We start from the raw sequence: 14,490 nt of genomic DNA on the forward strand, positions 1-14,490 counted from the left end.
CACTGGCCGGGAATGCGCGTCCATACGGGCGGAAGGGCCGTGGCGCGCTCGTATCGCAGCCGCGCGGGGCGTACGGCATGGGGGTGCTGGAGTGTCCGGAAACACCGCCGCCCCGCCGCCGCCCGAGACTCCTCGCCGTGAACCCTCCCGTCCCTTCCGGCAGTTCATCGTGAAGGTGCACGGCCGCTGCAACCTCGCCTGCACCTACTGCTACCTGTACGAGGGCCCCGACCACACCTGGCGCACGCGCCCGGCCGCCGCCCCCGCCGAGGTCCTGGAGCGCACCGCCGACCGCATCGCGCGGCACGCCCGCGCCCACGCCCTGACCACCGTCTCCCTCGTCCTGCACGGCGGAGAACCCCTGCTGGCCGGCGCGGACACGCTGGCCCGCTTCACCGACGACGTCCGCGCCCGCGTCCCGGCCAGCTGCGCCGTCCAGGCCACCGTCCAGACGAACGCCACCCTGCTGACCCACGCGCGCATGACCGTCCTCGCCCGGCACGGCATCCGTGTCGGCATCAGCCTCGACGGCGGCCGCGCCACGCACAACGCCCGGCGCGTCGACCACGCCGGACGGCCCTCCTGGCCCGCCGCCGAGCGCGGCGCCCGCCTGGTCGCCGAGCACTTCCCGGGGTCGTACGCCGGCCTCCTCCTCGTCGTCGACCCCACCAGCGATCCGGTGGACACCTACGAGTCCCTGCTCGCGCTCGGCCCGCCCGCGCTGGATCTGCTGTTGCCGCACGGGAACTGGTCGGCGCCGCCACCGCACTGGGGCGGCGCCCGGCACGGGGAGTGGCTGTGCCGGGTCTTCGACCGCTGGTGGTCGGCCGGACGGCGGGAGACCCGGGTGCGGCTCTTCGAGGAGTGCCTCGCCCTGCTGCTCGGCCTGCCCGCCGCCACCGAGTCGCTCGGGCTCCAGCCCTTCGACGCCGTCGTGGTCGAGACGGACGGCTCGATCGAGCAGGTCGACTCCCTCAAGTCGGCGTACGAGGGCGCCGCCGAGACCGGTCTGGACGTCTTCCGGCACGACTTCGACCAGGCCCTGCGCCACCCCGGGGTGGCGGCGCGGCAGGCCGGCCTCGCGGGCCTCGCCGACCGCTGCCGGGCCTGTCCGCTGGTCACGGTGTGCGGCGGCGGCCACTACGCCCACCGCTACCGGGCCGGAGGGGGCTTCCGGAACCCGTCCGTGTACTGCGCGGACCTGCAGCGTTTCATCCAGCACGTGGCCGGACGGCTCGCCGGGGACACCCGGGGCACCCGCCCCGCGGTCCCGGCCTCTCTCGAAGGGGGCACCCCGTGATACTTCCGGCGGTCCCGGACCGGGCACTTGCCGAACTCGGCCGCACCGAGGGCGGACCCGAGACCCTCGCGCTCCTCGTCAGGGACCAGGACACCCGGCGCCTGCTCATGCTGCGCGCTGTGCTCGAGGCCGCCGAGGCCGCCGACCCCGCCGTCTGCCCCGGCGCGGCCAAGCGCAGGCTGCTGGAGGACTGGGCCCTGCTGACGGCGGCCGACCGGGCCACCGGGGGCGGTGCGGGCGCGCCGGCGCGCGGTGTGGGCGATGCCGGGGCGCCGGCGCATGACATGGGGGGCGCCGACTCGCCGGCCCGGGCGCGGCTGCTCCACCCGCTGATGGGCCCCTGGGTCCGGCGCTGCCTGACCAGGCTGACCCCCACCGGCCCGCTCGCGGCGGATCGGCTCACCGCGGACGCCCGACGCGAACTCCTCCTGGACCTCGCCCACTTCAGTGCGGTCGCCGCCGTCGCCGCGGCCCGCGCCGGGCTGCCGTTCACCACGTCCCTCACCGCACGCGACGGCGTGCTGACCCTCCCCTCCCTCGGCGCCCTGCGCACGGGCGAGCGGGACGACGTACGAGTAGAAGTCCGGTATGCCGACGGTCGGTTGACGCTCCGCCGGCCTGGTGCGTCCGATGTCACCGTGCACCTGGAACAGGGCATCGGCGCCTGGTCCGGGACGCCCGCCTGGACCTCGGCCCACGCCCTGCCCGGGCTGGTGCCCGGTGCCGCCCCCATGCCCCTGGACGATCTCGACCCCTACCGCGTCCCGCCCCGCGAGCCCGACCAGTACGCGCTGAGCGGCCCCGCCGCCCCCGACGACGCCGAGCGCAAGCGCTGGCTGGGGACCTGGTCCGGCACCGCGGCCGTGCTGCGGAGCGGGGGCGAGCACCGGCTCGCCGAGGCGCTCACCCTGCTGCGCTGTCTGGTCCCGCTGGAGCTGCCGCCCGGCGCCGACGGCCGCGGCAGTTGCAGTGCGACCCGGCGCGAGGCGTTCGGCGCGCTCCTCAGCAGCGCGCCCGCGACCCCGGTGGCCTTCGCCGCCACCCTCGTGCACGAACTGCAGCACACCAAACTCGCCGTGCTCAGCGAGATGGTGGAACTGCACCGGGCCGGCCCCGAGGCCCGCTACTTCGCCCCCTGGCGCCCGGACCCGCGGCCGTACGACGGACTGCTCCAGGGCACCTACTCCCACCTGGCGCTCGCGGACTTCTTCCAGCGCCGGGCGCTGGCGGACCCGGCCCGGCGGGAGTCCGCCTGGGCGGAACACGCCCGCTACCACGCCCAGGTCGGCGCTGCCCTGCCCGCGCTCGTCGGCTCGCCCGACCTGACACCGGTCGGCCGGCGCTTCGTCGACGGCATGGTCGCCGTCCACGAACGGCTCGCCACGCGTCCGGCACCCCGGGGGTACACGGCGCGCGCTCAGGCGTACGTCAAAGCCGTTCGCACCCTGTGGACGCAGCGTCAGCCTCCGGCGCCCCCGCTCCCGAATCCGTGAAATGCCGAATTCCCACCCTTCGCTGCGGGAAGATCGTCGCGCCGAGGCCTTCGCTGGGGCAGTCGCCGGACTCCCCAGAGCCGCGCCGAGGTTCTACGATTTCATGACTACGCGCTGGAGGCCGCTGCATGTCTGAAGCTCGTACGCCGGTCCGGTCTACCGGGAAGGGGGCCGCGAGGCAGACCGTCACGATCAGCTTCGCCGGGTTCAACCGGGCCTGGGCGGCGTGGATCGGGGACAGGCTGGAGCGGCGCGGCCTGCGGGTCGTGTACCTGCGCTGGGACGCCCCGCCTGACCAGTCCCTGGCCGGTCTGTTGCGTGACCTCACCCTGGCCGAGGGCCGCACCCTGATCCTGGTCAGTGAGTGGTACTTCCAGCTCGGCCCGCGCACCCACGAGGAGTGGAACGCCGCCCTGCGCGAGGTCGTCGCACCCGACCCGGCCCGGTTCGCGGCGGTGTCCGTCACCAACACCACCGTGCCCTCCGCCACCGCCGTCCTCGCCCCCGTCGACCTGACCAACATGGGTGCGGACGAGGCCGAACGGCGCCTGCTGGACCGCCTCGACGTGCCCTACGACACGCCGGTGACCACGGATGCGGGCCGCCCCGCCCCGCGCTTCCCCGCCTCGATGCCCGACGTCTGGGGCGGCGTACCGCGCCGCAACACCCGCTTCACCGGCCGCGAGCCGCTCCTGAACGACGCCTACCACCTGCTCCAGGGCAGCGAGTCCGGCGCCGGCGTCCTCACCCTGCACGGCATGTCCGGGGTGGGCAAGACCCAGCTCGCCGCCGAGTACGTCTACCGGTTCGGCTCGGAGTACGACGTCGTCTGGTGGGTCGGCGCCGAGAAGCGCGTCACCTACCGCCGCCTCCTCGCCGAACTCGCGCCCCGGCTCGGCCTGGCCACCGGCCCCGAGTACGGCGAACGGCTGCGCGCCGTCCGTGACTCACTGCGCCGCGGCAACCCCTACTCCCGCTGGCTGCTCGTCCTCGACGGCGCCGACGAACCCGAACAGATCTGGGACCTGGTCCCGACCGGCCCCGGCCACGTGCTCATCACCTCCCGCAACCCCGAGTGGAGCGAGCACAACAGCAAACTCCTCGAAGTGCCCGTCTACGCCCGCGACGAGTCCGTGGCCTTCATCAGGCGCCGCGCGCCCCGCCTGACCGAGACGGACGCCGACCAGCTGGCCGAGGCGCTGGAGGACCTCCCGCTGCTGCTGGACCAGACGGCCGGCTGGCTCAACGACTCCGACCTGTCCGTGGACGAGTACATCGCCCTGCTGGACGGCGGCATCGACCAGGACGTCGTCAAGGTCTCCGCGGACTTCCCGCTCGCCTTCCAGACCGCGTGGTCGATACTGCTGAACAAACTCCGCGAGACCGTCCCCGAGTCCGTCGACCTGCTGCGCCTGTGCACCTTCTTCGCCCCCGGATTCATCCCCGTCCGGCTGCTGAAGGAGATGTCCCACGACGACCTCCCCGAACAGCTCGCCGGACTGCTGGACGACCCGCTGCTGTGGAACAAGGCGGTCAACCAGCTCCGCCAGTACTCCGTCGTCCGCCTGGAGTCCCACGAGGCCGCCATCGACGAGGCCGCCTCCTCCGGCGAGTCCGTCTATCTGCACCGCATGGTCCACCAGATCGTCCACAAGGACATGCCCGAGCAGGACCGGCACGAGTTCATCGAAGTCGTCCGCCGAGCCCTCGCCGAAGCCGACCCCGGCCGCCCCACCGACACCCGCAACTGGGACGCGTACGCGGAGATCGTGCCGCATCTGAAATACGCGGACGTGCTGCAGAGCAAGGACCGCAGGGTGCAGTCGCTGGTGTTGAACTGTCTGCGGTACATGCTCTTCGCGGGCGAGTACTCCGCCGGCGTGAAGCTCGGCGCGCGAGCCCTGCGCGCCTGGCGCCGGCTGCTCGGCGAGTCGCATCCCCGGGTGTGGGAGGTGACGTACCACTACGCCAACCTGATGCGCTCCGCGGGCCGTTTCCAGGAGACGGAGGCCATCGACCGGGCGGCGATGGAGCAGCTGCGGCAGGACCGGGGCGAGCACGACCTGGACCATCTGCGGATGGCCGGCGGACTCGCCGCCGACCTGCGCGAACTCGCCCGCTACGACGACGCTCTCCAACTGGACGAGTGGCTCTACCCGACGTACCGCGACCTCTTCGGCGAGCAGGACTCACGCACCCTCAACGCCCTGAACAACCTCGGTTTCACCATGCGGCTCCAGGGCCGCTACGAGGAGGCCAGGGCCATCGACCTGAAGACGCTGGAGGCGCGCCGCCTGCTCCTCAAGGGCCGCCATCCCTGGACCCTCTTCTCCGAGGTGTCGTACGCGGTCGACCTCCGCCTGCTCGGCCGGTACTCGGAGGCCGAGTCCGCCCAGACGAAGAACGTGCGGGAACACCATCTCGTCATGGGCCGGGACCATCAGAGCACCCTGCGCGCCGAGCACAACCTGGCCCTGTGCAAGCTGCGCGGCGGTGACCGGGCCACCGCGGGTGAACTGCTCACCCACGTCCTGGAGGGCTACGAGCGCAAACTGGGCGACACCCATGTGCACACCCTGGCCGCCGCCGTCAGCCAGAGCTGCTTCGCCCGCGAACACGGCGACATCGACCAGGCCCGCGAGGCCAGCGAGTCGGTCATCGCCCGCTACGAACTGCTGCTCCCGGAAGGCCACCCCTTCATCATCGGAGCCCGCGCCAACCACGCCCTGATCCTGCGCAGCGTCGGTGAGCGGGAACACGCGCACGTGGTCATGGAGGAGGCGCTGGCGGGCATGTCCGCGGCCCTCGGGGAGAGCCACCCGCACTCCCTCGGCTGCGCCATCAACGCCTCGGCCCTGCGCAACCTCGTCGGAGAGCCCGAGTCCGCCGCCGAACTCAGCAGGATCACCATCACCCGGGCGACCGAGGCCCTCGGCCGCACCCACCCCCTCACTCTCTCCGCGCGCATCAGCCACGCGGCCGACCTGCGGGCTCTGCGGGACCGTCAGCAGGCGGAGAAGGTCGAGCAGGAAGCCCTGTCCGACCTCGCGGCCACGCTGGGCCCCCAGCACGTCCACACCATCTCGGCCCGCTCCCGCAACCGCCCCTACTGGGACTTCGAACCCCAGGCGAGCTGACCCGTCCGGTGCCGGCCTCGGCGCGCATAACCCGACGCGCGCCGGGGAAGGTACCGGGTCTCTCAACTTGCCTATGACATAAGTGAGTTGCACCAGGGGGACGTGTGACGATCTTAGTGGGGCCCACTCCCGACGGAGCGGACGGACCCATTCCCGTAGAGGTCGAGGCGGTCCTGGTTCCCGCCTCCACCGACGGACTCCATTCCACCGACGGACTCGATCTCGTCTACGGCGACGAGGCGACCCGGGACGGAGCCGCCCAGCGGGTGGTGCGGGTCGCCCGGGACGCCTACACCGAGGGGCTCGACCTCGCCCGGCGGTGCGCGGCACAGGCGGTGCGGCGCTTCGAGGCGCTCGGGGAGGGCGTGCGGCCCGAAGAGGTCGAGATGCAGCTCGCCATCAAGATCGACGCCTCGGTGGCGGCATTGGTCAAGACGGGTGCGGAGGCCCAGCTGCAGATCACCCTCCGGTGGCGGCCCGGCAGCGGGGCGCGCGCGGCGGGCGGGGACCCGCAGGGCGGCGGGGACGCGCAAGGAGCCGGTTCGTGAGCCGGGCCGCGAACGGCGTGCACATCCTGCCGTACTCGCGGGTCGTCGGGCAGGAAGAGCTGAAGCTGGCGCTCGAACTCAACCACGTGGAGCCGCGCATCGGCGGCGTGCTGATGGCCGGCACCCGCGGCACCGCCAAGTCCACCCTCGTCCGGGCGTTCGCCCGCATGGCCCACGGCGAGCTGCCCGTCACCCTGCCGATCAACGCCACCGACGACCGGGTCCTCGGCGGCTGGGAGCTCAACGCGCTCCTCCGGGGCGAGGCCTGCCCACAGCCCGGCCTCCTGGAAGAGGCGGACGACAAGGGCCTGCTCTACGTGGACGAGGTCAACCTCCTCGACGACCACCTCGTCAACATCATCCTCGACGTCGTCTCCACCGGCGTGCTCTCCGTGCAGCGAGAGGGGCTGGCCACCGCGAAACACCTGTCCTTCGGGCTCGTCGGCACCATGAACCCGGAAGAGGGCGGCCTGCGGCCCCAACTGCTGGACCGGTTCGGTCTGATGGTCACCGCCGGACAGCTCGACGTGCCCGCCCGGCAGCGCATGATCCGCACGGTGCTCGACTTCGAGCAGGAGCGGACGAAGGAGGAGTCCGGCTGGCTGGCGGCGGCCGGCGAGGACGACGCCGGCATACGGAAGCGGCTGGAGGCCGCGCGGCAGCGCGTGTCGTCCGTCCACGTGCCCGACGGTGTCCTGAGCCTGTGCGCGACGGCGGCCGAGCGGGTGGGTGCCGTAGGACAGCGGGGCGAGATCGTCGCCACCCTGGCGGCCCGTGCCCTCGCCGCGCTGGAGGGGGCGGACGAGGCCGGTCCCGGACACCTGCGGCGCGTCCTGCCCATGGCGCTGCGGCACCGCAGACCGGAGACCGCCCACGGCGCCGCCTTCGACTGGGGGCCCGAGGACGACGCCCACGTCGGTGACCTCTTCGAGACGGCCTGAAGCACCCCATGGACACCGAGCGCCCCGAAACCCCCGACCCGCCCGCCGCCGGCCCGCTCGCCGCCCGCCCGCCCGCCCCCGATCCGCCCGCGCCCGATCCGCCCGCCCGCGACGGGCTCGGCGCGGGCCCGGACGCCCTCACCAGGCGACTCACCCTCGCCCTGACCTGCGCGGCGGCCGACCCCGCCCTGTCCGGGGTGCTGCTCTTCGACCTGGAACCCTGGCTCGTCGAACCCGTCGCCCGCCTCTTCACCGGCATCCTCACCGGGACCACCGAGCCGGCCGCGACGGCGCCGGTCATGCTGGGAGCCGCGAGCCGCGACGAGGACCTGTGGACGCGCGTCCGGCTCCGCCCCGAGCGCGACGGTGTCTCCTTCCGCACGGTGCCGGGCCCCCTGATCGAGGGGGACGGCCGCCCGGGGCCGCCGCCCCTGGTCGTGGTCCCCGACCTGACCCGGCTCAGCGTCTCCGGCATGCGTGCCGCCGTACAACTGCTCGGCGCCGACGTCGCGGTGGTCGAACACAACGGACTCAGCCACACGGCCGGACCGCGGGCGCGCTGGCTGGCCACCTGCCGCTCGACCGACGCGGGACGGCTGAGCGGCCATCTCCTGGACCGGTTCGCCGTACGGCTGTCCGTGGCCGGGCTCCGGCTCCCGGCGCCGGGACGGCTGCTCGCCGACGGTGCCTCCTCGTGGCACACCACCGCCCGCGACGTCACCTCCGTGACGGTCACCGACGAGGCCCTCGCACGGGTACGGCAACTGCTCGGGCCCGGCCCGAGCGTGCGCAGGGAACTCGCCCTGGCCCGGCTCGCCCGGGCGGTCGCGGCGCTGGGCGGCGAGCCCACGGCCGGGCCCGGTCACGCCGAGGCGGCGGCGCGGCTCATCGGCCTGGCCGATCCGGACATCCCCCGGCCCACGGCTCCGGGCGCGGGACCGCCCCCGGGGCCCTCGCTCCTGTCCGCCCCTCCGCCGCGCGGCGGGACCGCCGACCGGGGCGCGACGGGCCGCGACGAGCGGGACCCCGCCGCCGCACGCCCCCTGCTGGAGACCGAACCCGCCGAGCCGATCGGCAGCGGCCCCGGAACCACTCCCGGCGTCCTCGTCACCCCCTTCCCGGAGGACGACGCGACCGTGCCGCCCGACTTCGCGCCGCTGCGCAGCCCCTGGCAGCGCACCACCGGCCCCGCCTCCGCGCGCGGCACCGTGGTGGGCACCCGGCGCGGCGGCAGCCTGCGGGACCTCGCCCACGTGCGCACGGTCCGCGAGGCCGCCGTGCACCAACGGCTGCGCCGCACCGAGCGGTTCACCGTCGCGCCGGTCGACCTGCACAGCCACATCCGCGCGGGCGCACCCGAACGCATGCTCGTGCTGATCCTCGACCACACCTGCCGCGCCGAGGACTGGGACTGGCAGGACGCCCTCACCCCGTTCCTGCAGTGGGCCTACACGGAGCGGGCCGCGGTGCAGACGATCGAGGTCGGCAGCGCGCGGGCGCGGGACGAACTGAGAGCCGACTCCTTCTCCGCCCGCAGCGTCCTGGACCCGCGTGTCCTCGAAGCCCTGTACCGTCCGGCGGGCCGCGCCACGCCGCTGGCCCACGGCATCGAAGAGGCCGTACGCGTGCTGCGGCGGGCCTTCCGGCAGCACGGCAGGGGACTCACCGAGGCCTGGGTCGTCGCGGTCACCGACGGCCGCGGCAACGTCCCGCTGGACGTCAGTCACACCGGCAGGCCGGCCGGCGAGGTCGGCGCGACCGGTGTCGCGGACGCGTTGGAGACCGCGCGAGGCATCGCGGCCATGGACCGCACCCGGGTGCACACCGCCGTCGTCGATCCCGCCCCGGACGCCTACGGGCACCTTCCGGGCCAACTGGCCGACGCCCTGGGCGGGATGGTGGTCGAGGGCCGCGCGCCCACACCGGAGCGGGGGGACGGGCCGTGACCGCCGAGCAGCAGCGCGGCCCCCGCTGGCTGACGCAGGCCGGCAGCGCCGTACGCCGGACCGCGCTGCCCGGGCTGAAGGCGGCGGTACGCCGGGAGGCCGGCGCCGCACCCCATCTGCGCCCCTCCGAGCAGCCACCGTCCGGCCTCGGAACGACGGCGGCCAGGCCGGGCGCCCGGCTGCCGGAGGGCTTCGCGGTGCTGTTCGTGGTGCGCAGCCACAGCGCCGACGGCCGGGACGGGTACCGGCTGCAGGGCCGGTGCGGCACCCTGACCGTCACCTGCGAGGCCGGGCCGGGCCGGCTCCCCGCTCCCGCCGTCAGCCTCGCCAACCTCAAACAGGGCGACGGCGGCGCATACCCCTCGGAGGTCCTGCGCGGCATCCGCCTCTGGTCCGGCAACCAGCGGCAGCTCGCCGACTGGATCAACCAGGCCCGGGCACGGCACGGCGCCGGGCTGCGCCTCATCGTGTGGGACGACACCGGGTACGAACTGCCGTGGGAGCTGTTCTGGCTCCCGGACGACCCGCGGCTCGGGATGCCGGGCGGGCTGCTGGGCGCGCTCGTCGTCATGTCCCGCTGGACCACCGTGCACGACGTCGACCACGACCTGCCGCGCGAGACGGGCCAGAGCCACGGCCGCGTCCTCGGCTATCTGCACCGGGACATGGCCGACGACGGCAGCGTCTTCGCGCCCTACGCACACCGGATGCACGGGACGCTGACCCCGTTCCTCAAGGCCCTCGACGATCCGGCGGACCGCACCGGCCTCGTCTACATGGGCTGCCACGGCTGGTACGGCCCCACCGTCAGCGGGCTGCGGCTGGGGGAGCGCACCTGGGCCGAGTACAACGGCGAGAAGATGCATGTGCTGCGCCGGGACAGCGCCCTGGTCTGCCTCAACGCCTGTCACTCCGGCCGCTTCGTCGACAACAGGGCACAGGGCGAGGAGGCGTTGCGCGGGTTCGCCGAGCTGTTCCTGCGCAAGGGGGCCGGCGGCTGCATCGTCACCGCGGGGAAGGTCGGAGACCTGGAAGCCCGGGCCCTGGTGCGCCGGCTGGTGCGGGAGGTCGCCGCGCGGCCGCAGCAACCGGTCACCGAGAAGCTGCGGGCCTTCCGGGCCCGCGCGGTCGAGGAGTTCGGTCCGCTGGCCGCGATACCGAGCATCTACAACGACGACGGCGAGGTCGACAGCGTCGGACAGAAGCGGGTCCTGAGGCTCTTGTACGCCTTCATGTTCCACTACTACGGGCACCCGCTCACCACGCTGCGGCTCGTCGCGTGCGACGGGGGAGGGGGCACCGGACGAGGATGACCGGGCGCGACGGACGAGAGGGCGCGGACGCGGTGGGGGCCGGTGAGCCACCGCTGCTGATCGAGCCTGTCGTCGCGTGGCCGCGCCAGGCCGAGACGGACTGCGACTACCTGGTCACCGTCGATCTGCGCGGCCCGCTCCCGGAACACGAGGGGGCCGAGCCCAGCTGGCCGGGCGCGGAGGAGGAACTGGCCTTCACCGTCACCCTGGAGGGCTCCCCGTTCTTCGTCTGCGCCGCCCTCGACGAACCCAGCGTCGTGCTGCACCGGTTCGGCGGTACGTACGGCCCGGCGCGGTTCTCCGTGTCGACGGGCCGCGAGACCGGCACCGCGTCCCTCTGGCTGACCGTCAGCAACCAGTGGGGCGTGCCCGTGCGCAAGGCGGAGCTGCGTGCGGAGATCCGCGCACGCGAACCCGGCGGGACACCGGCGGCCAGACCCGCCGGCGAACACCCGGCGCTGCCCTCGCCGGCCGCCCCCGCGCCCTCGGCGAGCCGCACCGGCCGCGACTTCCGGCGCGCGCTCTCCCGGCTGCTCGGACGGGAGGGGGAGACCGGAGGACGGGCGCGCGGCGAAGGCTCAGCCCCGGCCGAACGGCCACAGCGAGCGGCACCAGGGGCGCCGGGGACACCATCGGAGGCACTGGAGGCCGCAAGGGCCCGAGAGGAGAGCGAGGCCAGAGAGGCGCGCAGAGCCCAGGAGGAGCGAGAGGAACGAGAGGCAGCAGCGGTACGAGAGGCACGCCGTGAGCGGGACCGCCGGGCCGGACAGAGCGGGCGCCCCACGGTCACGATCAGCTTCGCCGGGTTCAACCGGGCCTGGGCGGCGTGGATCGGGGACAGGCTGGAACGGCGCGGTGTGCGGGTGGTGTACCTGCGCTGGGAGCCGCCGGCGGACGAGCCCCTCGCCGGCCTGTTGCGTGATCTCACCCTGGCCGAGGGCCGGATCCTGATCGTGGTCAGCGAGTGGTACTTCCAGCTCGGCTCGCGCAGTCACGAGGAGTGGAACGCGGCCCTGCGCGAGGTCGTGGCGCCCGACCCGGCCCGGTTCGCGGCGGTGTCCGTCACCAACGCGCCGGTGCCCTCCGGCGCCGCTGTCCTCTCCGCGGTCGACCTGACCAACATGGGCGCGGAGGAGGCCGAACGGCGCCTGCTGGACCGGCTGAACCTGCCGGTCCTCCCCCTGCCCGAGCCCGCCGGGAGCCGGCGGGGGCCACGCTTCCCGGCGGCCATGCCCGAGGTGTGGGGCGGTGTGCCGCGCCGCAACACCCGCTTCACCGGCCGCGAGCCGCTCCTGAACGACGCCTATCACCTGCTCCAGGGCAGCGGGTCCGGCGCCGGCGTCCTCACCCTGCACGGCATGTCCGGAGTCGGCAAGACCCAGCTGGCCGCAGAGTACGTCTACCGCTTCGGCTCCGAGTACGACGTCGTCTGGTGGGTCAATGCCGAGAGGCGGGTGACCTACCGCCGCCTCATGGCCGATCTGGCGCCGAAGCTAGGTCTGTCCACCGGCGACGAGTACGGCGAACGGCTGCGCGCCGTCCGTGACTCACTGCGCCGCGGCGACCCCTACTCCCGCTGGCTGCTCGTCCTCGACGGCGCCGACGAACCCGAACAGATCTGGGACCTGGTCCCGACCGGCCCCGGCCACGTGATCATCACCTCCCGCAACCCCGAGTGGGGTGAGCACAACAGCAAACTCCTCGAAGTGCCCGCCTACGGCCGCGACGAGTCCGTGGCCTTCATCCGGCGCCGCGCGCCCCGCCTGTCGGAGGAGGAGGCCGACCTGCTCGCCGGCGTCCTGGAGGACCTGCCGCTACTGCTGGACCAGACGGCGGGCTGGCTGAGCGACTCCGACCTGTCGGTGGAGGAGTACATCGCCCTGCTGGACGGCGGCATCGACCACGACATCGTCAAGGTCTCGGCGGACTTCCCGCTCGCCTTCCAGACCGCGTGGTCGATACTGCTGAACAAACTCCGCGAGACCGTCCCCGAGTCCGTCGACCTGCTGCGCCTGTGCACCTTCTTCGCACCGGGCCACATCCCCGTACGCCTGCTGAGGGAGTTGCCCCGCGACGAGGTGCCCGAGCACCTGTCCCCGCTTTTCGACGATCCGCTGCTGTGGAACAAGGCGATCAACCAGCTCCGCCAGTACTCGATCGTCCGCCTGGAGTCCCCGGAGTCGGCCACGGGCGAGGCCTCGTACTCCGGAGGGACCCTCTACCTGCACCGCATGATCCACCAGACCGTGCGCCGGGACATGCCCGAGCAGGACCGGCAGGAGCTCATCGAGGTGGTGCGCCGGGCGCTCACCGCGGCGGATCCCGGGCGCCCCACCGACACCCGCGCCTGGGCCTCGTACGCGGAGATCGTGCCGCATCTGCCGTACGCCGACATGATGCGCAGCACCGACCCCGAGGCGCAGAAACTGGTCCTCAACTGCCTGCGCTACCTGTGGTTCGCCGGCGAGTACGCGGAGGGGATCGACCTGGGTCGGCGCACCCTGGAGCTCTGGCAGGACCTGCTCGGCGAGTCCCATCCGCAGATCTGGGACCTGACCTACCACTACGCCAACCTGCTGCGCTCGGCCGGCCACTACGCGACCACCGAGGCCTTCGAGCGGGCCGCCGTGGAACACCTGCGGGAAGAGCGCGGCCCGGACGACCTGGTGTACCTGCGGGCGGCGAGCGGCCTCGCGGCGGACCTGTGGGGATTGGGCCGGTACGACGAGGCACGGGAACTGTGCGACTGGCTGTACACGACCTACCGGGGAGTGCTCGGCGACCAGGACGCGCGGACCCTGAACGCGTTGAACAACCTGGGCTTCTCACTGCGCCTGCTGGGACGTTACGACGAGGCCCTGGGCATCGACCGGCGGACGATGGAGGAACGACGCCGGCTGCTGAGGAGCCGCCACCCCTGGACGCTCTTCTCGGAGACGTCCTACGCCATCGACCTCCGGCTGCTCGGCCGTTATCCCGAAGCCGTCTCCGTCCAGGAGCGGGCCGTGCGGGAGTGCCGCCTGGTCCTGGGCCCCCGCAACCCGCAGACCCTCCGCGCCGAACTCAACCTGGCGCTGTGTCAGTACCGTTCCGGCGACCGCCGGTCGGCCGGAGCGCTCCTGGCCCAGGTGATGGAGGGCTACGACCGCAAGCTGGGCGACACGCATCTGGAGACGCTCGGCGCCGCCGTCAGCCATAGCTGCGTCGCCCGGGAGCACGGCGACATCGACCAGGCCCGCGAGACGAGTGAGTCTCTCCTCGCCCGCTACCAGGTACTCCTTCCGCAAGAGCACCCGTTCGTCATCGGCGCCCAGGCGAACCACGCCCTGATCCTGCGCGCCGTCGGTGAGCGGGAGCACGCCCACGTCCTCAGCGAGCAGGCACTGGCCGACATGACCGCCGCACTGGGCGACACGCACCCCCACACCCTGGGCTGTGCCGTCAACGCGTCCGGGCTGCGCAACCTGGTCGGTGACGTGGAGACCGCGGCCGAGCTCAGCGAGGCCACGGCGAGGCGTGCCGCCGAGACCCTGGGCGGCACCCACCCTCTCACCCTCTCCGCCCGGGTCGCCCACGCGGCAGACCTACGAGCCATGAGAGAACGTCAACGAGCGGACCGGATCGAGGCGGCGGCGCTGTCCGACCTCGCCGCCACGCTGGGCCCCCAGCACGTCCACACCGTCTCGGCCCGCTCCCGCAACCGCCCCTGCTGGGACTTCGAACCACAGACCACCTGAGCGCACCCCAAAGAGGCGAAAGGGCCCGGCGCCGAGTACGAACTCGGTGCCGGGCCCCAGGTGTTCGGCTGGGCC

8 protein-coding genes are annotated in these 14,490 nt (G+C 73.5%); all 8 read left to right on the plus strand.

Going from position 1 to position 14,490, the window contains the following annotated elements; translation table 11 throughout:
* Positions 1 to 91: 91 nt before the first annotated feature.
* The 8 genes from ABZ865_RS14645 (at position 92) to fxsT (ABZ865_RS14680) (ending at position 14,415) form a co-directional block, all read left to right on the plus strand.
* Positions 92 to 1,300, plus strand: a complete 1,209-nt coding sequence (locus ABZ865_RS14645; protein WP_361229165.1) for an FxsB family cyclophane-forming radical SAM/SPASM peptide maturase — start codon at positions 92 to 94, stop codon at positions 1,298 to 1,300.
* Positions 1,300 to 2,793: an HEXXH motif-containing putative peptide modification protein gene (locus ABZ865_RS14650; protein WP_361229720.1), complete on the plus strand. Its 1,494-nt coding sequence runs from the start codon at positions 1,300 to 1,302 to the stop codon at positions 2,791 to 2,793. Before ABZ865_RS14645 ends, ABZ865_RS14650 begins: the two co-directional genes overlap by 1 nt.
* A 128-nt stretch (positions 2,794 to 2,921) precedes the next feature.
* Complete coding sequence (gene fxsT, locus ABZ865_RS14655) at positions 2,922 to 5,930, plus strand: FxSxx-COOH system tetratricopeptide repeat protein (RefSeq protein WP_361229168.1); 3,009 nt, start codon at positions 2,922 to 2,924, stop codon at positions 5,928 to 5,930.
* Between the two features lie 104 nt (positions 5,931 to 6,034).
* On the plus strand, positions 6,035 to 6,478 hold the full coding sequence (locus tag ABZ865_RS14660; protein WP_361229171.1) for a CU044_2847 family protein: 444 nt from the start codon (positions 6,035 to 6,037) through the stop codon (positions 6,476 to 6,478).
* Entirely contained in the window at positions 6,475 to 7,419 is a 945-nt protein-coding gene (locus ABZ865_RS14665) for an AAA family ATPase (protein WP_361229173.1), read from the plus strand. The genes ABZ865_RS14660 and ABZ865_RS14665 overlap by 4 nt, the downstream gene beginning before the upstream one ends.
* An 8-nt stretch (positions 7,420 to 7,427) precedes the next feature.
* On the plus strand, positions 7,428 to 9,365 hold the full coding sequence (locus tag ABZ865_RS14670) for a magnesium chelatase (RefSeq protein WP_361229176.1): 1,938 nt from the start codon (positions 7,428 to 7,430) through the stop codon (positions 9,363 to 9,365).
* Complete coding sequence (locus tag ABZ865_RS14675) at positions 9,362 to 10,678, plus strand: CHAT domain-containing protein (RefSeq protein WP_361229178.1); 1,317 nt, start codon at positions 9,362 to 9,364, stop codon at positions 10,676 to 10,678. The genes ABZ865_RS14670 and ABZ865_RS14675 overlap by 4 nt, the downstream gene beginning before the upstream one ends.
* Positions 10,675 to 14,415, plus strand: coding sequence for an FxSxx-COOH system tetratricopeptide repeat protein (fxsT, locus tag ABZ865_RS14680; protein WP_361229181.1), 3,741 nt, complete (start codon positions 10,675 to 10,677; stop codon positions 14,413 to 14,415). Before ABZ865_RS14675 ends, fxsT (ABZ865_RS14680) begins: the two co-directional genes overlap by 4 nt.
* Positions 14,416 to 14,490: the final 75 nt, after the last annotated feature.

The sequence above is a fragment of the Streptomyces sp. NPDC047085 genome (assembly GCF_040643735.1).
Taxonomy (GTDB): Bacteria; Actinomycetota; Actinomycetes; order Streptomycetales; family Streptomycetaceae; genus Streptomyces.

Bases quoted from the DNA above. Each gene is read 5' to 3' on its own strand.
- ABZ865_RS14670 (WP_361229176.1), top strand. From the start codon at position 7,428: ATGGACACCGAGCGCCCCGAAACCCCCGACCCGCCCGCCGCCGGCCCG.
- fxsT (WP_361229168.1), top strand. From the start codon at position 2,922: ATGTCTGAAGCTCGTACGCCGGTCCGGTCTACCGGGAAGGGGGCCGCG.
- fxsT (WP_361229181.1), top strand. From the start codon at position 10,675: ATGACCGGGCGCGACGGACGAGAGGGCGCGGACGCGGTGGGGGCCGGT.